This window comes from Pseudomonas sp. WSY_20, assembly GCF_043104335.1.
GTDB lineage: Bacteria > Pseudomonadota > Gammaproteobacteria > Pseudomonadales > Pseudomonadaceae > Aquipseudomonas > Aquipseudomonas parafulva_B.
Map to the genome: position 1 here is coordinate 1 of NZ_JBICKP010000018.1, position 21,940 is coordinate 21,940.

Genomic DNA, 21,940 nt, shown 5'->3' on the forward strand with positions numbered 1-21,940 from the left:
ATTCGCTGGGCTGTCCAACAGGACATTCTGGTTACAGAATTTCTTGACGACCATAGAGCATTGGAACCACCTGATCCCATCCCGAACTCAGTAGTGAAACGATGCATCGCCGATGGTAGTGTGGGGTTTCCCCATGTGAGAGTAGGTCATCGTCAAGATTCATTTCGCAAAACCCCTATCTGCGCATGCAGGTAGGGGTTTTGTCTTTGGGCTGCAAAAAGTCTCAACGGTGCTTCTCCATCTGCCTGTGAGCAGGGCGTTGAAAAACAACAACTGTGTTTGATTAATGAATCATCCTGCGTAGGCTATACCGCTCCGGACGAGGTCACTAGGATGATCGCCTTCGGGGCTAACTGAATTCATTCCTACCCTCGAGGCCCAAAAGGTGAAAGCCACTCGCCTGACGATGATCTGCCATGGACTAACGCTGGCTCAAAAGCGTGGGTATTTCCCTGAACCGGAAGAGCCGCTGGTGTCCGTACCCCGCCGCTGCGTACCGCACGGTACATTTCAGATCCTGACAGCGCCGGAACAGCGCGCTCAGCAAACCGCCCTGGCCTTGGGCGATGCAACGATTGCGTCAGGATTGGCGGATTGCAACATGGGGCGATGGCAAGGGCTGGCGTTAAAGCGCGTACAAGCCGAGCAGCCGTCAGCCTTGGCCGACTGGCTGGAGAACCCCGCGAGCGAGGTGCATGGAGGGGAGTCTTTTCAAGCGCTCTGCCATCGTATGAGCGTTTGGCTGAAGGATTTTGAGCTGCCGGGTGAATGGTTCGCTGTCACTCACCCAATGGTCATGCGTGCAGTATTGGTACAGGTGCTGGGCTGCCCAATGGTGGCAGCCCAACGCATCGATGTCCTGCCATTGTCACGCATCGAATTGAGCTTCAGCGGCCAGTGGCGGTTGAGGATCAACTGCCCTCAGAACGCCAGCTTATAGCCAATCAACAGTAGCATCGCGGCCAAGCACGGGCGCAGCACGCGGTCCGATATGCGCCCGGTCAGGTGGCTACCCAGGTAGATACCCGGCAGTGATCCCAGCAGCAGGTAGCCGAGCAATGACCAGTCCATGTTACCCATGCCCGCATGACCCAGCCCAGCCACCAACGTGAGCGGGACGGCATGAGCTATCTCGGTGCCAACCAGGCGACGTGTGATCAGGAAAGGGTAGAGCAGGAAGAGGGCGACGGTGCCCAGTGCGCCAGCGCCGATGGAGGTGAGCGTTACCATGACACCCAATACGACGCCGGTCAGGACAGTCAGGGTATTGAGGCTACGATCGCTCAGATGGTAATGGTCACCGGCGTGGCGGCTAGCGAATGCCTGCAACCGCGATTTGAACAAGATAGCCAAGGCTGTGAGGATCAATACAACGGCTAGGCCCTGCTTGATGATCGCGTTTACGGCCGTGGTGTCGGTGTGCAGCGTACTGAGGAACCACAGCGTCAGTGCAGCCGCGGGAACGCTCCCCAGGCTGAGGAGCCCCGTGATCTTCCAATCGATGTTCTTGTTACGCGCATGTACCCATACGCCGCTGGCCTTGGTGATCGCCGCATAGAGCAAGTCGGTACCCACTGCCGTTGCTGGGTTGATCCCGAACCACAGCAGGATTGGCGTCATCAGCGAGCCACCGCCTACACCTGTCATGCCAACGATGAACCCTACGACCAATCCTGCAATGGTAAAACCGAAAGAACCTACATCCATACGCTACTCGACTGCCCAGCTTTGCCTGTTATCGGATGCAGCCAGCATATAGATTTTTTTATAGCCAAATAGACTTGTTCGTTATTAGGTTATAACTGGGGGCAGCCCGCATCATGGCGCTGCCCCATACGACGTTAAACAATCAGATCCGGAAACTGCCCACCAGCTGCTTCAACCGGCCGGCTTGCTGGGCCAATTGATCACAATGGCGCAGCGTTTCGTTGAGATTCTCCACACCCTGCTGGTTCAACGCATTGATCTGGGTGATATCCAGGTTGAGGCTTTCCACCACGGCAGTCTGCTCTTCGGTGGCGGTGGCCACCGACTGATTCATGCCGTCGATTTCGCCAATGCGCTGAGTCACGCTGGCAAGGCGTTCACCAGCCTGGTTGGCTACCTGGACGGTTTGCTCACTGGAAACCTGGCTGGTGTTCATCGTATGCACCGCCTCGCGTGAGCCGACCTGCAGGCCGGTAATCATTCGATGGATTTCCTCGGCCGACTCCTGCGTACGGTGGGCAAGATTTCGCACTTCATCAGCCACAACGGCAAAGCCACGGCCGGCCTCGCCAGCGCGAGCGGCTTCGATGGCCGCGTTCAAGGCCAACAAGTTGGTTTGCTGAGAAATGCCCTTGATCACATCCAGGATCTTGCCAATTTCGTCGGTGCTGGCGTTCAGGGTTTCGATTTGTGCACACGATTCGCTGATGCGCTGCGACAGCGAGGTCATGGCGCTGATCGCTTCCTCCACCACGGCACGCCCATCGTGGGCCTGCTCACTGGCGCCGCTCGCATGCTGCGATGCATCGGCTGCGTTACGCGCGATTTCCTGGGTCGCGGCGCCCAGTTCATTGATCGCTGCCGCCACGCTGTTGGTGCGCATGCTTTGTTCTTCAGAACCGTTGATGGAGGCATTGGAAGCGCTGACGACTTTTTCAGACAGGTCGTGGACCAGCCGTGTGGCCGAGGACACCTCGCTGATGGAGGCATGGATACGTTCAACGAAGCGGTTGAAAGAGGTAGCCAACTCACCGAACTCATCCTGATTCTGCACCGCCAGGCGGCGGGTCAGGTCACCTTCGCCTTCGGCGATGTCACGCATGGCGCGTCCCATGGTGGTCAAGGGGCGCATCAGCACCGGAATCAGCAAGCCAAGCAGGCCTGCGATGGCAGCGACCGCGATGAGCATGGCGATCAGTGCCGAAGTACGGAACTGGCTCAGGGCTGCATAAGCCTTGTCCTTGTCGATCGAAAGACCGATGTACCACTTGGCCGAGGGCAGGCCGGCTACTGGCGCAAATGAGATCAAGCGTTCCTGGCCATTGAGCACGACGTCCTGCATACCGGGTGTAACGCGCAGGTTGGTGCCAGGGTAGATGTCCTTGAGGTTTTTCATGACCTGATCTTTGTCAGGACTGACGATCACCTGGCCATCGCTGTCGGCGAGGAAGGCGTGGCCTATGCCGCCAAAGTCGACACTGTTGATGATTTCGACCAGTGTATCGAGGCTGACGTCGCCGCCCACTACACCGAGCAGCTCGCCGTTTGACCGGCTTTTGACCGGGATGGCTACCGTCACCACCAGGCCACCCACAGCCGCTTGATAGGGCGGCGTCAGCAAGGTCTGGCCGGCGTTGGCAGCTGCGCTGTACCAAGGGCGTTTGCGTGGATCATAGTCTGCAGGCATTTGCGCATCCGGGCGCTGCGTGAATAGCCCGTTGGCCTGGCCCATGTAGGTGAAGAGGAAGTTGCGCGTATAGGAAGGCTGATCCACCAGGCCAGCGAGGGTATCCCCCGTTCCGAGCTGGGCGATGTCTTGCGCCAGGTTTTCCAGTACAAGAATGCGCCCGCTCATCCAGTTCTGCACGCTGCTGGCGGTCAATGCGCCGGATTGTTCCACCGATGCCTCGATGTTCTGCCGGATCGTATTGCGTTGCAGGTAATCGTTGTACAGCGTGAACAAGGCGAATGCCAATACCACTACGCCGCTGGCGCTGAGCAGAATCTTGTGGCGAAATTTCAGGTTCATGTTTCGAGACCTTGAGCCATTAACGGGAGGGCACAGCGCGGGTGTGGTGCGCTGTCAGCCCTGTCCAAAGGGGTATCGGCGTGGCGGGTAAAAGGTTGATACGCCTACGGAAATTTCTCACAGCTTTCGACAAGCGGCGATCACCTCAAGGCCAGCCGCTCGACCAGCATCCTGGCAGCCTTGAGCAGCGGTTGCTGCTTACGCCAGAACACATGCACCGGGAGTTGCAGCTCGTTGCGCGTGTTCTGGAAGGCCAAACGTTTCAGGCGGCCTGCGTCCAGCAGCGGCGCGACCCTGGACAGCGGCAGATCACCCCAGCCCAGGCCTGCCTCGACCATCTGCAAGGCGAAATCGAAGCTGTCGGTCGTCCAATGGGTGGCACCAATGACCATGCGCGGGTCGGTCAACGGCAGGTCGCGGCTGCGTACCAGGATCTGCCGCACGCCTGTAAGGTCTTCGAGGTTCTGGATTACACCAGACCGTGCGGCCGGATGATGAGGAGCAAGGGTCGCCACCAGAGACTCGACGCCAATCAGCTGAAACCCGCGCTGCGGGTCGACGTGAAGACCTGCAAATGCCACGCACAGGTCGGCCCGACCGCTGTCCAGCAAATCCAGCGCTTGTTCTTGCGGCGCACTCAGTATCGCGACTTCGAGCAATGGATAACGTTGGCCGAGCTCGGCAATGGCCGCTATTAGCAGCTGCTGATCGACGTCCGGCACCACCGCCAGGGTCAGGTTGCTTTCCAGGCCCTCGGAGAGCTCTACGGCATGCACTTGCAGCAAACCCAACTGCTCGGCAATCAGCCGCGCATGGGGCTCAAGCGCAAGGGCTTGGACTGTGGGTCGAACATCGCGAGCTCCGCGCTGGAACAGGCTGTAGCCCAGCTCGGCCTCCAGGTTGCCGATTGCCATGCTGACCGCCGAGGGCACGCGCTGCAGGCTGCGCGCGGCGGCAGAGAATGAGCCTTTGTCCAGCACGGTGAGAAAAACCTGGATAGTTTCACTGGTAAATGACACACGCTTCTCCTGTCAGTCAGGCTGAAAGCTGCTGACTTTTGTTGTCAGATGTAATGACGCACTATACCCGGCCCAAGCTATTTAGATGAGGTCGATGCAGTGCAGGGTTTGAAGCGCAAACTGGTTTATGTGACGTTTTACGAGTTGATCGGCCTGTGCATGTCCACCTTGGGTCTTGCCTACCTGTCCGACACCCAGGCTTCTCACACGGGGCCGCTCGCGGTGATGATCACCACCATCGCCATGATCTGGAACCTGGTCTACAACACGCTGTTTGAATATTGGGAAAGCCGGCAAGCCACACGAGGGCGCAGCGTGGCTCGGCGCGTAGTGCACGCAGTAGGGTTTCAGCTGACCCTCGTGATCTACCTGATTCCGCTGATCGCGTGGTGGTTGGACATGAGCCTGCTCGATGCGCTGCTGGTGGACATGGCATTCATCGTGCTGGTGCCTTGCTATACCTTTGCCTACAACTGGGCTTTCGACAAAATGTTCGGCCTGCCCAGTTCGGCAATGGCAGCAACTTGAGGCGCTGCTGTCAGCAGGTTCGCTGAAATCACCTGGCTCAGTCCAGTCGAAGCTTGGCTTCAAGCCGGTCAAGGTGCTCGTTCATCAGGGCGAGGGCGGACTGTGCATCGCCTCGCTCGAGCGCCTCAATCAGCGCTGCATGTTCTTGCCAGGCGCAATGGTCACAGCACGGTGACTCGTATCGCGCGATGATAAGGGACGTCATGGGCACCAACCCATTGAGAAAGCGCGACAACGGAGCATTGTCCGCCACCTGGGCCAGTTTCAGGTGAAACTCACCACCCAGACGTATAGCGGCGCAGCGTTCGCCCTTTTCATGATGCACGCGTTCACGCTCGACCAATTGGCGCAGCTGCTTGAGTTGCTCGGGGCGGGCGCGTTCGACGGCCAGGGTTATCAGCGTGGTTTCGGCAAGCCGGCGCGCGCTCAGTACCTGACGTGCCTGATTCGGATCGGGCGCAACCAGATGAGCCGTATGGCTTGGGCGTTGTACTACTACTTGCTGGTCGCTCAAGCGGCCTAGCACTCGGCGGATGACCGTACGGCTCACGCCAAATGCCTGGCCCAGCGCTTGCTCTGGCAGCAAAGTGCCAGGCGGCAGGCGTTGCTCCAGAATGGCATCGAACAACCGTGGGTAGATCTGTTCGGCGCAAAGCCGGGTCTCACCGGCTGCAAGCAGGTCGGGCAGGTGATGTGCACCCTTCATGATTGCTCTCCTGGATTATGGGTGCCGATGTTCGTCCGGCACATTGAGCGCAATGCCCATGCGCAAACCCTCGGCGAGAATGTGTTGCCGCATCTGGGTGCTGGCCTGGGTGCTATTGCGCTCACGAATCGCCCGCACCACGGCTTCGTTTTCCTTGAGACGGGCAGCCAGGTGCTCGGGTGAATTGCGCAGCATGTCCGCGCTTTGCTTCAGGGCAATGCCCGTTTGCTGTACGACGCTCTGGAAAATGGGGTTGGTGGTCAGGGCAAACAGCGCCTGGTGGAATGCAATGTAAGCGTTCATGCCCGCTTCGCTGTCATCGGCCTCAAGGGCTTCACGCATGTCCATCAAGGTCAACCGTAACTGGCCGATGTCCTGGCTGTTGGCCGACTGGGCCACCAGTCCGACGATGAAGGGTTCGAGGGTATAGCGCAGTTCAAGCACATCGGCGAGGCTGGCCTGTGCACTGGCAGTGGGCGCCGAAGCCGAGGTAGCTGTATCGGCATCCAGCACCAGCACACCTTTGCCTGGCAAAGCGCGCACCAGCCCAAGGGTCTCGAGCACGATGACCGCCTCACGCAGGCTCGGGCGGCTGATGCCCAATTGTTCGGCCAATTCTCGCTGGCCAGGGAGCATGTCGCCACTGCGCCATTGGCCACGGGCGAGGGCTTGACGCAGCTTTTCCACCACAGCGTTGACGACGGTTGATGAGCTGATCACGTTTCGCTCCTTCAGGGGCCGGCATGCGAGCCGGCCCTTTTCTTTCAGAATTCCTGTTGGTGGGCTGCAGGCTGCTTACGCGGGTTGTGCGCAAAGCCAGGCTTGCCGTCGAGCACGTTCTGAGCGCGCTCCAGGTCGATGTCTTTTTCCCAGCGGGCGATGGCCACGGTGGCAACGCAATTGCCAATCAGGTTGGTCAACGCGCGTCCGATGCCCATGAACCAATCCACAGCGAGTACCAGTACCAAGCCCACCACCGGGATCGCAGGGACTGCAGTCAGTGTCGCGGCAAGTATCACCAGCGCCGAGCCTGGAATCCCATGCGCGCCCTTGGACGTGACCAGTGAAACCAGCAAGATCGTCAGCAGGTCTGTCATCGCCAGGGGCGTACCGGTGGCATTGGCGATGAAGACAATGGCCAAGGTCAGGTAGATGGAGAAACCATCAAGGTTAAAGGAATAGCCGGTTGGAATCACCAGCCCGACCGTTGAGCTGCCGATGCCCAGGTGTTCGAGCTTGCGCATGATCTGCGGTAGCACGGCATCGGAAGAAGCCGTACCCAGGACGATGGTCAGCTCTTCGCGCAAATACTTGATCAGGGGCAGCAATTTCAGCCCCGACAAACGCATGACGGTACCCAGCACGATCAGCACGAACCCTGCGCAGGTGAGGTAGAACAACGCCACCAGGCCGCCCAGATGCTGGAGCGACTCCAGGCCGTACTTGCTGGTCGTGAAGGCGATGGCGCCGAACACGCCAATGGGCGCCAGACGCACGATCATGCCCATGATGCGGAAGATCACATGGCTAAGCTCGTTGATCAGCCGCGAAATGCCCGCAGCCGAATCGCCCACCAGGTTGAGCGCGCTGCCGAACAGTACCGAGAACAACAGTACCTGCAGGATGTTGTTGTCAGCAAAGGCACCTACCACCGAAGTGGGGATCAGGTCCATAAAGAACGCTGTGGCGCCATGGATATGCTGACCACGCTCGGCCAGGCTGTTGGCATCAGCGCCGGACAACTGGTCGAGGTGGATGTTGGCGCCGCTACCGATACCACTGGTGAACGCGAACACCAGGCCGATGACCAGCGCCAGCGTGGTCAGCACTTCGAAATAGATGACCGATTTGAGGCCGATGCGACCGACCTTCTTCAGGTCACCGGCACCGGAAATGCCGCTGACCACTACGCAAAAGACGATCAGGCCGATCAGCATCTTGATCAGCTTGATGAAGCCATCGCCGAGGGGTTTGAGCTGCAAGGAAAGGTCGGGGAAACTCAGGCCGCAGGCAACGCCAAGGGCCAGGCCCAGCACGACTTGAAGGAAGATCGAACGCGAGCACCATTTGAGCATGGGAGTGATCTCAGGTCGGTGTCCTTGCTTCGTTGGCCGCACGGGGCGAATGAGCGCAGGACTTAATTATTGTGGTCTTACCGGTTTGTTCAGCGCTTGGCCATAAAACGCCTATTTTCGGCGCAGTGCAAGCTTTTTTGGCCTTACCGGTCTGACCAGTCATGGTGCATGTAAACGCTCAATGCTCTGTTGGAGTGCAGTAAGTGTCAGCTCACCCATCAGAGGGCCTAGAGCTTAGGCAACATGCTACAGGCAGCAATAAGCTTGCCATGGAGGGCGGCATTCAACGCGAAAGCGTTTTAGATACAGACCCCAAGGGGATGTGATGAGGCTTGCGCAGGCCCGCGGGTTTAGGGCATCTGTGTTTATTGGAAACCCAATGGGGCAATGGATTGTTAGCTGACCCATGTAGTGCCAATTGTCACGCGCTGGCAGGTGGAGCCGAGAGGAGTCTGGCGTTCGATATCAGAGGTGCGCGATTAGCGGTGACTAAACGCAGCGGCAGGGCGGGCAGGCTGGCCAATAATCGAATTCGCCTGAATGAGGATGGGGCGGTAGATAACCGCCCGTCGCTCAAGCAATGACGGCAGGGCCGCCATGCTCGCTTGCCTCAATCGCCGTGAAGCGTTTCGGCCGCATACAAGGTGTTTTCCAACAGGCAGGCGCGGGTCATCGGCCCTACGCCGCCTGGCACCGGAGTGATCCAGCCAGCACGGGGAAGGGCGGTTTCGTAGACGACATCGCCCACCAGCTTGCCATCCTCCTGACGGTTGATACCGACGTCGATGACGATGGCACCTTCCTTGATCCATTCACCCTTGACCAACCCAGGCTTGCCGGCGGCAACGACCACCAGGTCCGCGCGCCCGACATGCCCTGCCAGGTCCTGGGTGAAGCGATGGCACACGGTGATCGTACAGCCGCTGAGCAACAACTCCAGCGCCATTGGCCGGCCAACGATGTTCGAGGCCCCGACGATCACGGCATTCATGCCGTACAGGTCCTGCCCGGTGCTCTGGAGCAGGGTCATGATGCCCTTGGGTGTGCAGGGGCGCAGCAACGGGATGCGCTGTGCGAGGCGACCGACGTTATAGGGGTGGAAGCCGTCCACATCCTTGTCCGGGCGGATGCGCTCGAGCAGCAACGACGCGTCGAGGTGCGCGGGCAGCGGCAGTTGGAGCAGGATGCCGTCAATGGACGGGTCGTCATTGAGGCGATCGATCAGTTCAGTAAGCGCTTCTTGCGTGGTGTGGCTAGGCAGGTCGAAGGCCTGCGACAGGAAGCCTACTTCTTCGCAATCCTTGCGCTTGTGCGAGACGTAGACCTGGGAGGCAGGGTCGGTGCCGACCAGAATCACTGCCAGGCCCGGCGTGCGCAGGCCCTCCTGGCGCCGCTGCGCGACACGTTGAGCGATTTGCTGGCGCAGCTTGGCGGCAATCGCCTTGCCATCGATTAGTTGTGCAGTCATAGACGCGTGATTAACCATCGGAAGGGAAACAATAAAGAACGCGTATTCTCGCACGACATGGCCGGAGGGCAAAGGCGGGCGGTCGGGCAAATGCCCTAACCCCTTCAATAATTTAAATTTTTTTTAGAAAGTTGTTGACGACCCCAGGGGTCGGCTATAAGATTCGCCGCACTTGTCGGGCACAGCCTAGCACTGGTTGGCGAAGTCGGGCAGAATGAGTCGTTTGGCAGTGAGCTGTCAGTGCCTTGTTCAGTTAGGCTTCAAGCTTAAGCGCCCGTAGCTCAGCTGGATAGAGCATCCGCCTTCTAAGCGGATGGTCGCAGGTTCGAGTCCTGCCGGGTGCGCCACTTAGGCAGCTTTGGCAAGCAAGGTGTTTGAACGCGTTATGGTGGGCGTAGCTCAGTTGGTAGAGCGCTGGATTGTGATTCCAGTTGTCGTGGGTTCGATTCCCATCGTCCACCCCATATTCTTCGAAGGCGCCGCGCGGTAACTGGCGCCTTTGTTTTAAGCGTTACGCGGACGTGGTGAAATTGGTAGACACACTGGATTTAGGTTCCAGCGGCGCAAGCTGTAAGAGTTCGAGTCTCTTCGTCCGCACCATGCTTCAGTAAGGCAGTACCGTTACACCGCAATATGGTGGGCGTAGCTCAGTTGGTAGAGCGCTGGATTGTGATTCCAGTTGTCGTGGGTTCGATTCCCATCGTCCACCCCATCCTTAATACGAAAGGCGCCTTGATCGCGAGATCGGGCGCCTTTTGTTTTTTGGTGCGCCCGGATCCTGTGTGGGTGTTCGACGCGGTCGATCCTGTGATGATCAGGTCGGTCAACGCGCTGGACTGGCTCGCTCCCAGGCACCCGGCTTGCCTAATGGCTCGGCAGCGCTGCCTCGGGCCGTGGCGTCAGTATTTATTGCAGGCCGCCCTTGCAATCCGCTGGTTTCGTCCCAATAAAAGCTGATAGATTTCAGCCGGTTGAAACCCGGTGAAGCGGGAAGTACCAGGACATAGCCAATGATCGCAAAAGAAGCCCGCCAGGCTGCCGCGCTGCAGCGTTTCGCCGAAGCGAACCCTCACTTGCTCGAAGAGATCCGCGCGCTGGATGCGCGTGAGCAGGCGCAGCAAATTCAATGGGCGTTCGAGGATGCCGCTGAAGAGCAAGGTATCCAGCCCTGGGAGCTCGCACTTGAGCTGATCGCCGAAACCCCGGAACAATTGCGGGTCATGCGCCTTGAGACCCACCGGGAGGTGGCCGATGCGCTGGGGTTGTCCTGGGAGGAGTACTGCGAGTTCAACGAGATAGAGCCCGAATAAGGGGCGTGCAGTTCAAGGTGTATTTGTTGAGCAAGATGTTGCGGCAAGTGATCGTTGCAATGTCTGGCCAGGCTTCTTGGAAACAGGTCGCGCGGTTCGCCGTGCGGCCCTTGAAAGTTAATCGACCGGCGTTGTTTCAGGTCGTCCCGAGTGGGGTGACTTCTGCTGCGCGACTCACTAGAATGCTTGCCCTTGATTCTGGAGTCGGGCTAACGCCGGCTAACGTCTGTGCAACGAGGAATATCCATGCAAGTTTCTGTTGAAAACACTTCCGCTCTCGAGCGCCGCATGACCATCGCCGTTCCGGCTGAGCGCGTCGAGAACGAAGTCAACAAGCGTCTGCAGCAGACTGCCAAGCGCGCCAAGGTTGCCGGCTTCCGCCCCGGCAAGGTGCCCATGAGCGTGATCCGTCAGCGCTTCGAGGCCGATGCCCGCCAGGAAGCCTTCGGTGATCTGGTTCAGGCTTCCTTCTACGAAGCCATTGTCGAGCAGAAACTGAACCCTGCCGGCGCGCCGTCCGTGGAACCGAAGTCGTTCGAAAAAGGCAAGGACCTGGAGTTCGTCGCGATCTTCGAAGTATTCCCGGAGTTCACCGTTGCCGGCCTCGAGTCGATCACCGTCGAGCGCCTGAGCGCCGAAGTCGCCGATTCTGACCTGGACAAGATGCTGGAAGTGCTGCGCAAGCAGAACACGCGCTTCGAAGCCGTCGAGCGCGCCGCGCAAACCGATGATCAGCTCAACATCGACTTCGTTGGCAAGGTTGACGGTGAAACGTTCGCCGGTGGCTCGGCCAAAGGTACCCAGTTGGTGCTGGGCTCCGGCCGCATGATCCCAGGCTTCGAAGACGGCCTGGTCGGCGCCAAGGCTGGCGAAGAGCGCGTCGTCAACGTGACCTTCCCAGAGGACTACCAGAACTTGGACCTGGCCGGCAAGGCCGCCGAGTTCACCATTACCGTCAACAGCGTGTCGGCCCCTGTGCTGCCTGAGCTGAACGAAGCGTTCTTCGCCCAGTTCGGTATCAAGGAATCGACCCTGGAAGGCTTCCGCGCCGAAGTTCGTAAGAACATGGAGCGTGAGCTGCGCCAAGCCATCAAGACCAAGGTCAAGAACCAGGTCATGGACGGTCTGCTGGCTGCCAATCCGATCGAAGCGCCAAAGGCTTTGCTGGAAAACGAAGTCAATCGTCTGCGCGTGCAGGCGGTTCAGCAGTTCGGTGGCAACATCAAGCCTGAGCAACTGCCGGCCGAGCTGTTCGAAGAGCAAGCCAAGCGCCGTGTTGCGCTGGGCCTGATCGTGGCAGAAGTGGTCAAGCAATACGACCTCAAGCCAGACGATGCCAAGGTTCGCGAGATGATCGAGGAGATGGCTTCGGCCTACCAGGAGCCTGAGCAAGTCATCGCCTGGTACTACAAGAACGACCAGCAGATGAACGAAGTGCGTTCGGTTGTGCTTGAAGAACAAGTTGTGGATACTGTTCTGCAGAAAGCGACTGTGACTGACAAGTCGGTCTCGTATGAAGAGGCCGTCAAGCCAGCCCAGGCACCTGACGAAGCCGAGTAAGCGGTCTTTTCGCAGGAAGCCCCCACAAGCCAGCCTTCGCGCTGGCTTGTGTGTATTCAAGCCATGACTATTTGGGAGTGAGCGCAGGACATGTCCCGCAATTCTTTTATTCAGCAGAGCTCTGACATCCAGGCTGCAGGCGGCCTGGTCCCTATGGTTATCGAGCAGTCCGCCCGTGGCGAACGCGCCTACGACATCTACTCGCGCCTCCTGAAGGAGCGCGTGATCTTCCTGGTTGGCCCGGTCGAAGACTACATGGCCAATCTCGTCGTCGCACAGATGCTGTTCCTTGAGGCGGAAAACCCGGACAAGGATATCCATCTGTACATCAACTCGCCGGGTGGGTCCGTAACCGCCGGCATGTCGATCTACGACACCATGCAGTTCATCAAGCCGGACGTATCGACCATCTGCATCGGCCAGGCCTGCAGCATGGGTGCGTTCCTGCTCGCTGCCGGTGCCAAGGGCAAGCGTCACTGCCTGCCGAACTCGCGTGTGATGATTCACCAGCCCTTGGGCGGGTTCCAGGGCCAGGCTACCGATATCGAAATCCATGCCCAGGAAATCCTGAACATCAAGGCGCGCCTGAACGAGCTTCTGGCCTACCACACCGGTCAGGATCTGGAGACCATCAAGCGCGACACCGAGCGCGACAACTTCATGAGCGCCTCGCGCGCAGCCGAGTACGGCCTGATCGACTCGGTATACGACAAGCGGCAACTGGCTTCCTGAAGCGGGAGGCCAGGGCAGGTAGGCGCATGATGCGCCTGCCTGCGGACTTGAAAAAGCCCGCAATTGCCTTCATCTTGTGTTGCAAGCCTACCGGATTGGATCGATCGAATGACTGACACCCGTAACGGCGAGGACAGCGGCAAATTGCTTTATTGCTCCTTCTGCGGCAAAAGCCAGCACGAAGTGCGCAAACTGATTGCCGGGCCCTCGGTATTTATCTGCGACGAGTGCGTCGACCTGTGCAATGACATCATCCGCGAGGAGGTGCAGGAAGCTCAGGCCGAAAGCAGCGCGCACAAATTGCCTTCGCCGAAAGAAATCAGCGGTATCCTCGACCAGTACGTCATTGGTCAGGAACGCGCGAAAAAGGTGCTTGCCGTGGCGGTTTACAACCACTACAAGCGCTTGAACCAGCGTGACAAGAAGGGTGACGATGTCGAGCTGGGCAAGAGCAATATCCTGCTCATCGGCCCGACGGGCTCGGGTAAGACCTTGCTCGCCGAAACCCTCGCGCGCTTGTTGAACGTACCGTTCACAATCGCGGACGCCACCACCCTGACCGAAGCTGGTTATGTGGGTGAGGACGTTGAGAACATCATTCAGAAACTGCTGCAGAAGTGCGACTACGATGTGGAAAAGGCCCAGATGGGTATCGTCTACATCGACGAAATCGACAAGATTTCGCGCAAGTCGGATAACCCGTCCATCACCCGTGATGTTTCGGGTGAAGGTGTGCAGCAAGCCTTGCTCAAGCTCATCGAGGGCACCGTTGCCTCCGTACCTCCACAGGGCGGTCGCAAGCACCCACAACAGGAATTTTTGCAGGTTGATACCCGTAATATCCTGTTCATCTGCGGTGGCGCGTTCTCTGGCCTCGAAAAGGTCATTCAGAACCGCTCCACCAAAGGTGGTATGGGCTTTGGTGCTGAAGTGCGCAGCAAGGAGGAGGGCAAGAAAGTCGGTGAATCTCTGCGTGAGGTCGAGCCTGACGACTTGGTCAAGTTTGGCCTGATCCCCGAGTTCGTGGGGCGCTTGCCCGTGTTGGCAACGCTTGATGAGCTGGACGAAGCAGCGCTTATCCAGATCTTGACCGAGCCCAAGAACGCGCTGACCAAGCAGTATGCCAAGCTGTTCGAGATGGAAAGCGTCGACCTCGAGTTCCGCAGCGATGCGCTCAAGGCCGTTGCTCGCAAAGCTTTGGAGCGCAAGACTGGCGCCCGTGGCTTGCGTTCCATCTTGGAAGGGGTGCTGCTCGACACCATGTACGAGATTCCCTCTGCGAAGGAAGTCAGCAAGGTGGTGATCGATGAAAGCGTCATCGAGGGCACCTCGCAGCCGCTGATGATCTACGAGAACAGCGAGCCGCAAGCCAAGGCAGCGCCTGACGCCTGATTCGGGGCAGGTCGCCTGACCGCGTAGCACAGAGGGGGCCTAGGGCCCCCTTTTTGCTTTTCCTGCGCCAGCGCTTGTAATTTCGCGGGTGTACCCCCACATTAGGTCCAAACATCAATTCCACGGTTTCCGGCCACTAAGGCCGCTGTAGAGGCGAAATCATGAAGACCACCCTCGACTTGCCTCTTTTGCCATTGCGCGACGTCGTTGTTTACCCGCACATGGTCATCCCGCTGTTTGTGGGGCGTGAGAAATCCATCGAGGCCCTCGAAGCCGCGATGACGGGCGAAAAGCAGATTCTCCTGCTCGCCCAGAAAAACCCGGCTGATGATGATCCGGGCGAAGACGCGCTATACCGCGTTGGTACCGTAGCTACCGTGCTCCAGCTGCTGAAACTGCCTGACGGTACCGTTAAAGTGCTGGTCGAAGGCGAGCAGCGGGGTACTGTCGAGCGCTTCAGTGAAGTCGACGGCCATGTGCGCGCTGAAGTGTCTCTGATTGACGAGACCGAGGCTGTCGAGCGCGAATCGGAAGTCTTCGTGCGTACACTGCTTTCGCAGTTCGAGCAGTACGTGCAACTGGGCAAAAAAGTGCCAGCCGAAGTGATGTCCTCGCTCAATAGCATCGATGAGCCCGGGCGCCTGGTCGACACCATGGCTGCCCACATGGCCCTGAAGATCGAGCAGAAACAGGAAATTCTGGAAATCGTCGACCTGCCAACGCGGGTCGAGCATGTCCTGGCATTGCTCGATGCCGAGATCGACCTGCTGCAGGTCGAAAAGCGCATCCGCGGCCGGGTGAAAAAGCAGATGGAGCGCAGCCAGCGCGAGTACTACCTGAATGAGCAGATGAAGGCCATTCAGAAAGAGCTTGGCGATGGTGATGAGGGTCACAACGAGCTCGAGGAGCTGAAAAAGCGTATCGAAGCCGCTGGCCTGCCCAAGGACGCCATGACCAAGGCCCAGGCCGAGCTGAACAAGCTCAAGCAGATGTCGCCGATGTCGGCTGAGGCCACCGTGGTGCGGTCCTACCTGGACTGGCTGGTTCAGGTGCCTTGGAAAGCCCAGAGCAAAGTGCGCCTGGACCTTGCCAAGGCCGAAGACATTCTCGATGCAGACCACTACGGTCTGGAAGAGGTCAAGGACCGTATTCTCGAGTACCTTGCCGTGCAAAAGCGCGTCAAGAAAATCCGTGGTCCGGTGCTGTGCCTGGTTGGTCCACCTGGCGTGGGCAAGACGTCCCTGGCCGAATCCATCGCCGCTGCGACCAACCGCAAATTCGTGCGCATGGCCTTGGGCGGGGTACGAGATGAAGCTGAAATCCGTGGCCATCGCCGGACCTACATCGGATCCATGCCCGGGCGGCTGATTCAGAAGATGACCAAAGTGGGCGTGCGTAACCCGCTGTTCCTGCTCGATGAAATCGACAAAATGGGCAGCGACATGCGCGGCGACCCGGCCTCGGCACTGCTGGAGGTGCTGGACCCCGAGCAGAACCACAACTTCAACGATCACTACCTGGAGGTCGATTACGACCTGTCGGACGTGATGTTCCTGTGCACCTCCAACTCGATGAATATCCCGCCAGCATTGCTGGACCGGATGGAGATCATTCGTCTTCCGGGTTACACCGAAGATGAAAAAATCAACATCGCAGTCAAATACTTGGTGCCCAAGCAGGTCAAGGCAAACGGCCTGAAAAAAGAAGAGCTGGAGATCGATGTCTCGGCCATCCGCGACATCATTCGTTACTACACGCGCGAGGCGGGTGTGCGCGGTCTTGAACGTCAGATTGCCAAGGTCTGCCGCAAGGTCGTCAAGGAGCACGCAGGACAGAAGCAGGTCAAGGTCAAGGTCGCCGGCGAGCAGCTCGAACACCTGCTGGGCGTGCGCAAGTTCCGCTACGGCCTTGCCGAGCAGCAGGACCAGATCGGCCAGGTGACGGGTCTGGCGTGGACGCAAGTGGGGGGCGAGTTGCTCACCATCGAGTCCGTGGTCATTCCTGGCAAAGGTCAGTTGATTAAAACCGGCTCGCTCGGTGACGTCATGGTCGAGTCGATTACGGCTGCGCAGACAGTGGTGCGTAGCCGCGCCCGCAGCCTGGGGATCGCAGCCGACTTCCATGAAAAGCACGACGTTCACATTCATATGCCCGAAGGCGCCACCCCCAAGGATGGCCCAAGTGCAGGTATCGGTATGTGCACCGCGCTGGTGTCGGCCCTGACTCAAATACCCGTACGTGCGGATGTGGCGATGACAGGCGAAATCACGTTGCGTGGCCAGGTTCTGGCCATTGGCGGGCTCAAGGAAAAACTGCTGGCCGCTCACCGGGGCGGCATCAAGACGGTGATCATTCCTGAGGAGAACGTGCGCGACCTCAAGGAAATTCCAGAAAATATTAAACAGGATCTGCAGATCAAACCGGTCAAATGGATTGACGAAGTCCTGCAAATTGCGCTGCAATACGCCCCGGAGCCCTTGCCAGATGTGGCTTCCGACATTGTCGCGAAGGACGATAAGCGCGACACTGAGGCAAAGGAAAGAATTAGCACGCACTAGCAGTTTTAGTCTGGGGGGCTTTCTTGACAGTATTTTCGGCGCCTTGCTATAAAGCGGCACGTTATTGTCATCAGGCCACCCAGCACCGTTTTCACACGCTTTCTTTACATACTTAGAAACATACTCAATAGAGCACAAGGGGACTTACGAGTGAACAAGTCGGAACTGATTGACGCTATCGCCGCACAAGCTGACATTTCGAAAGCCACCGCTGGCAAAGCGCTGGACGCAGTGATCGAATCCGTCACCGGCGCCCTGAAGCAAGGCGACGATGTCGTTCTGGTCGGCTTCGGTACCTTCACTGTCAAGGATCGTGCTGAGCGTACCGGCCGCAACCCGCAGACCGGTAAGGCGATCAAGATCGCTGCCGCCAAGGTGCCAGGTTTCAAGGCAGGTAAAGGCCTGAAAGACGCCGTCAACTAAGTCGTCTCTTTCAGCCGGACCCGGCCTGGCCAGGTCCGAGCACGCTGAAGGCGGGACGCAAACGTTACCGCCTGATTCGTATGCTAAGAAAAGGCGCATCCTCGGATGCGCCTTTCTTTTATCAGGACTCTACCCACGCTCCGCGGTTGTCGACGCAGTGGTACAGCCGTCTCTGGGGGACGCATGCTGCAAAATATCAGGGACAATTCACAAGGTTGGATTGCCAAAACCATCATCGGTCTCATTGTCGTGCTGATGGCATTGACCGGGTTCGAAGCCATTTTCCAAGCCGCCAGCCACAGTCAGGATGCTGCCAAGGTCAACGGCGAAACGATCAGCCAGAACGAGTTGAGCCAGGCGGCCGACATGCAGCGCCGCCAGTTGGTGCAACAGCTGGGTAAGGACTTCGATCCTGCGCTGCTTGACGACAAGCTGCTGCGTGAAGAGGCCCTCAAGGGGCTGATCAGCCGCAAGCTGTTGCTCGAGGGTGCCAAAGACGCCAAGTTCGCGTTTTCCGACGCTGCGCTGGATCAGGTCATGCTGCAAACGCCGGAATTCCAGGTTGACGGCAAGTTCAACAGCGACCGTTTCGATCAGGTCATCCGCCAGATGGGCTATGGGCGTATGCAGTTTCGCGAGATGCTCGGTGAGGAAATGCTCATCGGGCAGTTACGTGCCGGAATCGCCGGCAGTAGCTTCGTAACCGATCAGCAAGTCGACGCTTTCGCACGCCTTGAAAAGCAGACCCGCGATTTCGCGTCCTTGACCTTCAAGGCCGACCCGGCTGCGATCAAGGTCAGCGACCAAGAGGTCAAGCAGCACTATGACGCCCATGCCAAGGAGTTCATGTCGCCTGACCAAGTCGTCATCGACTACGTAGAGCTCAAGAAATCGTCCTTCTTCGACCAAGCCAAAGTCACTGACGAGGCGCTCAAGGCTCAGTACGAGAAGGAGATCGCCAACCTTGCCGAACAGCGCCGCGCGGCGCATATCCTCATCGAGGTCAACGACAAGACGACCGATGCCCAGGCCAAAGCGCGTGCTGACGAAATCGAACAGCGCCTGGCCAAGGGTGAAGATTTTGCCGCGTTGGCGAAGGAATTTTCCCAGGATCCAGGTTCGGCCAATAACGGCGGTGACCTCGGCTTTGCCGGTCCTGGTGTGTACGATCCGGCGTTCGAACAGGCGCTGTATCAGCTGCACGACGGTCAGGTCTCAGCTCCGGTTCGTACCGAATACGGCTATCACATCATCAAGCTGCTTGGCGTCGAGGCGCCCGAGGTGCCGAGCTTCGCTAGCCTGAAAGACAAACTGACCCGCGACCTCAAGACGCCACTGGTCGAGCAGCGCTACGTGGACGCCAGCAAGCAGTTGCAGGACGCCGCCTACGAGGCCTCCGACCTGGTACAGCCGGCCCAGGACTTGAACCTCAAGGTCCAAACGTCCGCTCCGTTCGGCCGCGAAGGCGGCGACGGCATCACTGCCAACCGCTCTGTGGTGCAGGCAGCGTTCTCGGAGGAAGTGCTGGAAGAGGGTGCCAACAGCACCGCCATCGAGCTTGATCCTGAGACGACGGTGGTACTGCGCGTCAAGGAACACCGCAAGCCTGCGCAGCTGCCACTCGAAACGGTTGCCAAGAACATTCGCGAGCACCTGGCCAAGGAGAAAGCCACCGCTGCCCTCAAGGCCAAGGCGGACAAGCTGATCGCGGGTCTGCGTGATGGTTCCATCGCCCCTGCGAGCGTTCAGGAAGGCCAGGGCTGGAAGCCCTATGAAGCTGTCTCGCGTGGTCAGGACGGTATCGACCCTGTCGAGCTACAGGCATTGTTCCGTCTCGGCAAGCCGCAAGCCAAGGACAAACCCGTGTATGGCAGCGTTGTGCTGCGTGATGGCAGCCTGGTCGTGCTGCAACTCAAGGGCGTCAATGACGGTGCTGCGGCCACGGATGAAGAGAAGCAGCAGATCCGCCGCTACCTGGCGTCTCGTGCTGGCCAGCAGGACTTCGCCGCCTACCGCAAACAGCTGGAGGCCAACGCGGACATCACGCGTTACTAAATCCGTTTGGAGACACCCGACAGGCCGCCGCAAGCGGCCTGTTTTTTTACCTGAGCGAAGACGCCGCTAGCGTTAGCGTTTGACGCCCTCATGATTGTCCAATGTGTCGCGTGCAATCTCGCGCCCCAGCGCGATCAGCTCGGGCGCCTTGTAAAACTCGAAGAAGCGGCACACACGTTTGGGCACGTTGATCAGTACGTCAGGCGGATAGCCGGCGATCTTGTACTGCGCCAGTGAAGTCTGCATGACTTCGAAGCTCTGGTTGATCAAGTCCAGCAGCGAGGCGGGCCCTACGTTGTCGATGATGAACGAGCCGGTGGCAGACTTGGGCGCGCCTTCGCTTTCGGGTGCAGCCGTGGGCTGCTGCGCCTGTGGATCTGCCGACTCGGCCAGCCAAGGGTTCACGGGCGGAAAACGGTCGCGCGTCATGCCTTTTTCGATACGGACCAACTCTTCGGCGGGCTTGCGGCGAAATGGCAGGTGCGAGCCAAGCGAGTTGATCAGTGCATCGAATCGCATCTTGAAGGCTGCAGGCCGCTCTATCACCGGAAGTTGATAGTGCTTCTGGTTGGTCGCGTTGAGGTTGACCGCAATAATCAGGTCGCAATGGCTCGATACCACGGGCACGATGGGTAACGGATTGAGGATGCCGCCGTCCACCAGCATGCGGTTACCCTGAACGACAGGCGTGAACAGACTGGGTATGGCAGCCGAGGCACGCATGGCCTGATGCAGGCAGCCTTCCTGAAACCAGATCTCCTGCTGGTTGGTCAGGTCAGCGGCAACGGCGGTATAGGGAATGCGCAATTGCTCGATGTCGATGTCGCCTACTATCTTGCGGATCTGGCCGAAGACCTTGTCGCCTCGGATGGCGCCCAGACTGAAGCTCACATCCACCAGGCGCAGGACATCCAGATAGTCCAGGCTCTCGATCCAGCGCTTGTATTGCTCAAGCTTGCCTGCAGCGTAGATGCCGCCAACCACCGCTCCCATGGAGCACCCGGCGATGCAGGCGATTTCGTATCCGCGACGTTCGAGTTCCTCGATCACGCCGATGTGCGCATACCCTCTGGCCCCGCCTGATCCGAGCACCAATGCCACGCGTTTGTTCATCAACTTCCCTCAGCATTCGCGACTTAAACACTACAATGCACGCATCGCACCCTCGGCATCAATGCGCAACCTGTCGAGCATGTGGCTTGCGAAGCCAAGCGGGCACTTTTGCAACGGGTTGGCGTCGAACGTGCATTGTTTCTTTCCCTCAGAGGTTTAACCGATGAAAGCCTGGATCTGCCTGCCGTTGATTGCCCTGACCCTTGCCGGTTGCGCTGGCAAGACGGCGTACCGTGACAGCTGTGCCACACAACTGGACGCCGCCTGGAAGGAGCTCGATCTGGCCAAGGCTGAAGGCTTCGCCGGGGCCGTGAGTTACTCCAAGGCGCTGTCGCTGCTCACTGGCGCCAAGACGCAACAGCAATTCGAGGGTTACGAGAGCTGCACGCGCAAGGCTGAAAAAGCACGCTTCTACATCCGTGAGTCCCGTGCCGGCCGTTGATCGAGGGTTGCCATGTGTCTGACATGATTGATCACCTCATCGCTCAGATCATCACCTTGCACGTCCGGCTCCTGGCGTGCCGCGAACGCCTGGCGGTCGACACCGACAGTGAAGCCTTGCACGATCTGCGCACCAGCGTGCGCCGCCTGCGCAGCCTGGTGCGACCGCTACGCGGGCTGCCGGGTGTGGAGCCACTCGAAAGTGCTGCCAAGGCTCTTGGAACGCTCACCACGCCGCTGCGCGATGGCGAGGTGCTGGGCGCCGCCCTCATTGCCCAGGGGGCCGAGCAAGCTGGCCGCAGGCGTCTGCAAGGGCGAGGACCATCTTATGCCAGCGTCGCACACAGCCCGCAGCTGACCCGGCTGCTGGCGACGGTTGATGCGTTTCCCGCGTTTGTGCGTGGCGCAGAGCGCGATGGCCTGATTAAGGGGTTGGACAAGCATATCGAGAAACGCCTGCGCAAACAGTGGCGCAAACTGGCCGCGGCCTTGCAAGATCCCGAGCACGATCGCCACCGGTTGCGGTTGCTGATCAAACGGGCGCGGTACGCAGACGAAGCCTACCCCCAGTTCGGCCACGCCCCGAAGAAGCTTCAGCGCACACTGAAACGCGCGCAGGGCGATCTGGGGGATTGGCATGACCGTCTGCAATGGCTGCTGCAAGCGCAACAGCATGCCGATCTGGCTGGCTGCATGAGCGGATGGGCACACGAACTGGAAGCGGCCGAGCGTCGGTCGGACAGCACGCTGGACGCCTTGGGTGAGGCGTTGGCCCACCACAAGCCCGGACAATGACCGATATGAAGGCTGCTGCGGGGGCTAGA

Annotated in this window: 19 protein-coding genes, 4 tRNA genes, 1 rRNA gene and 1 pseudogene; 16 read left to right on the forward strand and 9 right to left on the reverse strand. The window is 59.0% G+C overall.

The window, feature by feature from the left end:
- The first annotated feature begins 42 nt into the window (after positions 1-42).
- Positions 43-158: ribosomal RNA gene (gene rrf, locus ACF8E5_RS04310) — 5S ribosomal RNA — on the forward strand.
- Positions 159-385: 227 nt separating this feature from the next.
- Positions 386-940, forward strand: coding sequence for a histidine phosphatase family protein (locus ACF8E5_RS04315; RefSeq protein ID WP_078478801.1), 555 nt, complete (start codon positions 386-388; stop codon positions 938-940).
- Here the strand turns inward: ACF8E5_RS04315 and ACF8E5_RS04320 are convergent.
- The 4 genes and pseudogenes from ACF8E5_RS04320 to ACF8E5_RS04335 all read right to left on the reverse strand — a co-directional run bounded on the left by ACF8E5_RS04320 (position 922) and on the right by ACF8E5_RS04335 (position 4,755).
- Positions 922-1,707, reverse strand: a complete 786-nt coding sequence (locus ACF8E5_RS04320) for a sulfite exporter TauE/SafE family protein (RefSeq protein WP_058603770.1) — start codon at positions 1,705-1,707, stop codon at positions 922-924. The two genes, ACF8E5_RS04315 and ACF8E5_RS04320, sit on opposite strands and share 19 nt — an antisense overlap.
- Before the next feature lie 142 nt (positions 1,708-1,849).
- Positions 1,850-2,590, reverse strand: coding sequence for a methyl-accepting chemotaxis protein (locus ACF8E5_RS04325; protein ID WP_371259668.1), 741 nt, complete (start codon positions 2,588-2,590; stop codon positions 1,850-1,852).
- Positions 2,591-2,704: 114 nt separating this feature from the next.
- Positions 2,705-3,736, reverse strand: a pseudogene (locus ACF8E5_RS04330) (cache domain-containing protein); the annotation flags it as partial.
- A gap of 140 nt (positions 3,737-3,876) precedes the next feature.
- Positions 3,877-4,755 (reverse strand): LysR family transcriptional regulator, encoded by an 879-nt coding sequence (locus ACF8E5_RS04335; RefSeq protein ID WP_058637421.1) that lies wholly within the window; start codon positions 4,753-4,755, stop codon positions 3,877-3,879.
- A gap of 99 nt (positions 4,756-4,854) precedes the next feature.
- Here ACF8E5_RS04335 and ACF8E5_RS04340 point away from each other — a divergent pair, with 99 nt between their 5' ends.
- The gene (locus tag ACF8E5_RS04340; protein WP_058603773.1) at positions 4,855-5,283 is read left to right on the forward strand and encodes a PACE efflux transporter; all 429 of its coding nucleotides are present in this window, start codon (positions 4,855-4,857) and stop codon (positions 5,281-5,283) included.
- Between the two features lie 37 nt (positions 5,284-5,320).
- Here ACF8E5_RS04340 and ACF8E5_RS04345 read toward each other — a convergent pair whose 3' ends face one another.
- The 4 genes from ACF8E5_RS04345 to folD form a co-directional block, all read right to left on the reverse strand.
- Positions 5,321-5,989: a GntR family transcriptional regulator gene (locus tag ACF8E5_RS04345; protein WP_196124796.1), complete on the reverse strand. Its 669-nt coding sequence runs from the start codon at positions 5,987-5,989 to the stop codon at positions 5,321-5,323.
- 15 nt (positions 5,990-6,004) lie between these two features.
- Positions 6,005-6,709 carry a FadR/GntR family transcriptional regulator gene (locus ACF8E5_RS04350; RefSeq protein ID WP_058637419.1) on the reverse strand — a complete coding sequence of 235 codons (705 nt, stop codon included), beginning with the start codon at positions 6,707-6,709 and terminating at the stop codon, positions 6,005-6,007.
- Between the two features lie 44 nt (positions 6,710-6,753).
- Positions 6,754-8,064, reverse strand: a complete 1,311-nt coding sequence (locus ACF8E5_RS04355) for a C4-dicarboxylate transporter DctA (RefSeq protein WP_058603776.1) — start codon at positions 8,062-8,064, stop codon at positions 6,754-6,756.
- Positions 8,065-8,674: 610 nt separating this feature from the next.
- A complete protein-coding gene (gene folD, locus ACF8E5_RS04360; protein WP_058603777.1) occupies positions 8,675-9,532 on the reverse strand; it encodes a bifunctional methylenetetrahydrofolate dehydrogenase/methenyltetrahydrofolate cyclohydrolase FolD in 858 nt (285 codons plus the stop codon).
- 270 nt (positions 9,533-9,802) lie between these two features.
- On the opposite strand from folD, the gene ACF8E5_RS04365 reads away from it, so the two are divergent.
- The 11 genes from ACF8E5_RS04365 (at position 9,803) to ACF8E5_RS04415 (ending at position 19,562) form a co-directional block, all read left to right on the forward strand.
- Positions 9,803-9,879, forward strand: a tRNA-Arg gene (locus ACF8E5_RS04365).
- Between the two features lie 41 nt (positions 9,880-9,920).
- Positions 9,921-9,996 (forward strand) — tRNA-His (locus ACF8E5_RS04370).
- 51 nt (positions 9,997-10,047) lie between these two features.
- Positions 10,048-10,132: transfer RNA gene (locus tag ACF8E5_RS04375), tRNA-Leu, on the forward strand.
- Positions 10,133-10,168: 36 nt separating this feature from the next.
- Positions 10,169-10,244: transfer RNA gene (locus ACF8E5_RS04380), tRNA-His, on the forward strand.
- A gap of 298 nt (positions 10,245-10,542) precedes the next feature.
- Positions 10,543-10,842 carry a DUF6388 family protein gene (locus ACF8E5_RS04385; RefSeq protein WP_058637417.1) on the forward strand — a complete coding sequence of 100 codons (300 nt, stop codon included), beginning with the start codon at positions 10,543-10,545 and terminating at the stop codon, positions 10,840-10,842.
- Positions 10,843-11,088: 246 nt separating this feature from the next.
- Positions 11,089-12,402: a trigger factor gene (gene tig / locus ACF8E5_RS04390; RefSeq protein WP_058603779.1), complete on the forward strand. Its 1,314-nt coding sequence runs from the start codon at positions 11,089-11,091 to the stop codon at positions 12,400-12,402.
- Positions 12,403-12,492: 90 nt separating this feature from the next.
- Positions 12,493-13,134 carry an ATP-dependent Clp endopeptidase proteolytic subunit ClpP gene (gene clpP, locus ACF8E5_RS04395; protein ID WP_023536171.1) on the forward strand — a complete coding sequence of 214 codons (642 nt, stop codon included), beginning with the start codon at positions 12,493-12,495 and terminating at the stop codon, positions 13,132-13,134.
- A 108-nt stretch (positions 13,135-13,242) separates the two neighbouring features.
- Positions 13,243-14,526 (forward strand): ATP-dependent Clp protease ATP-binding subunit ClpX, encoded by a 1,284-nt coding sequence (gene clpX / locus ACF8E5_RS04400; protein WP_023536000.1) that lies wholly within the window; start codon positions 13,243-13,245, stop codon positions 14,524-14,526.
- Positions 14,527-14,687: 161 nt separating this feature from the next.
- Positions 14,688-17,084: an endopeptidase La gene (gene lon / locus ACF8E5_RS04405; RefSeq protein WP_058603780.1), complete on the forward strand. Its 2,397-nt coding sequence runs from the start codon at positions 14,688-14,690 to the stop codon at positions 17,082-17,084.
- Between the two features lie 150 nt (positions 17,085-17,234).
- Complete coding sequence (gene hupB, locus ACF8E5_RS04410) at positions 17,235-17,507, forward strand: nucleoid-associated protein HU-beta (protein WP_058603781.1); 273 nt, start codon at positions 17,235-17,237, stop codon at positions 17,505-17,507.
- Between the two features lie 183 nt (positions 17,508-17,690).
- A complete protein-coding gene (locus ACF8E5_RS04415; RefSeq protein ID WP_392474950.1) occupies positions 17,691-19,562 on the forward strand; it encodes a SurA N-terminal domain-containing protein in 1,872 nt (623 codons plus the stop codon).
- A gap of 72 nt (positions 19,563-19,634) precedes the next feature.
- Here ACF8E5_RS04415 and ACF8E5_RS04420 read toward each other — a convergent pair whose 3' ends face one another.
- A complete protein-coding gene (locus tag ACF8E5_RS04420; RefSeq protein ID WP_058603783.1) occupies positions 19,635-20,675 on the reverse strand; it encodes a patatin-like phospholipase family protein in 1,041 nt (346 codons plus the stop codon).
- 163 nt (positions 20,676-20,838) lie between these two features.
- Here ACF8E5_RS04420 and ACF8E5_RS04425 point away from each other — a divergent pair, with 163 nt between their 5' ends.
- Entirely contained in the window at positions 20,839-21,117 is a 279-nt protein-coding gene (locus ACF8E5_RS04425) for a hypothetical protein (RefSeq protein WP_023536014.1), read from the forward strand.
- Positions 21,118-21,131: 14 nt separating this feature from the next.
- Positions 21,132-21,911, forward strand: coding sequence for a CHAD domain-containing protein (locus tag ACF8E5_RS04430; protein ID WP_058637415.1), 780 nt, complete (start codon positions 21,132-21,134; stop codon positions 21,909-21,911).
- Positions 21,912-21,940 lie beyond the last annotated feature (29 nt).

Bases quoted from the DNA above. Each gene is read 5' to 3' on its own strand.
- ACF8E5_RS04320 (WP_058603770.1), bottom strand. From the start codon at position 1,707: ATGGATGTAGGTTCTTTCGGTTTTACCATTGCAGGATTGGTCGTAGGG.
- ACF8E5_RS04325 (WP_371259668.1), bottom strand. From the start codon at position 2,590: ATGCGCACCAACAGCGTGGCGGCAGCGATCAATGAACTGGGCGCCGCG.
- ACF8E5_RS04345 (WP_196124796.1), bottom strand. From the start codon at position 5,989: ATGAAGGGTGCACATCACCTGCCCGACCTGCTTGCAGCCGGTGAGACC.
- ACF8E5_RS04355 (WP_058603776.1), bottom strand. From the start codon at position 8,064: ATGCTCAAATGGTGCTCGCGTTCGATCTTCCTTCAAGTCGTGCTGGGC.
- folD (WP_058603777.1), bottom strand. From the start codon at position 9,532: ATGACTGCACAACTAATCGATGGCAAGGCGATTGCCGCCAAGCTGCGC.
- ACF8E5_RS04385 (WP_058637417.1), top strand. From the start codon at position 10,543: ATGATCGCAAAAGAAGCCCGCCAGGCTGCCGCGCTGCAGCGTTTCGCC.
- tig (WP_058603779.1), top strand. From the start codon at position 11,089: ATGCAAGTTTCTGTTGAAAACACTTCCGCTCTCGAGCGCCGCATGACC.
- clpP (WP_023536171.1), top strand. From the start codon at position 12,493: ATGTCCCGCAATTCTTTTATTCAGCAGAGCTCTGACATCCAGGCTGCA.
- clpX (WP_023536000.1), top strand. From the start codon at position 13,243: ATGACTGACACCCGTAACGGCGAGGACAGCGGCAAATTGCTTTATTGC.
- lon (WP_058603780.1), top strand. From the start codon at position 14,688: ATGAAGACCACCCTCGACTTGCCTCTTTTGCCATTGCGCGACGTCGTT.
- ACF8E5_RS04415 (WP_392474950.1), top strand. From the start codon at position 17,691: ATGCTGCAAAATATCAGGGACAATTCACAAGGTTGGATTGCCAAAACC.
- ACF8E5_RS04420 (WP_058603783.1), bottom strand. From the start codon at position 20,675: ATGAACAAACGCGTGGCATTGGTGCTCGGATCAGGCGGGGCCAGAGGG.
- ACF8E5_RS04425 (WP_023536014.1), top strand. From the start codon at position 20,839: ATGAAAGCCTGGATCTGCCTGCCGTTGATTGCCCTGACCCTTGCCGGT.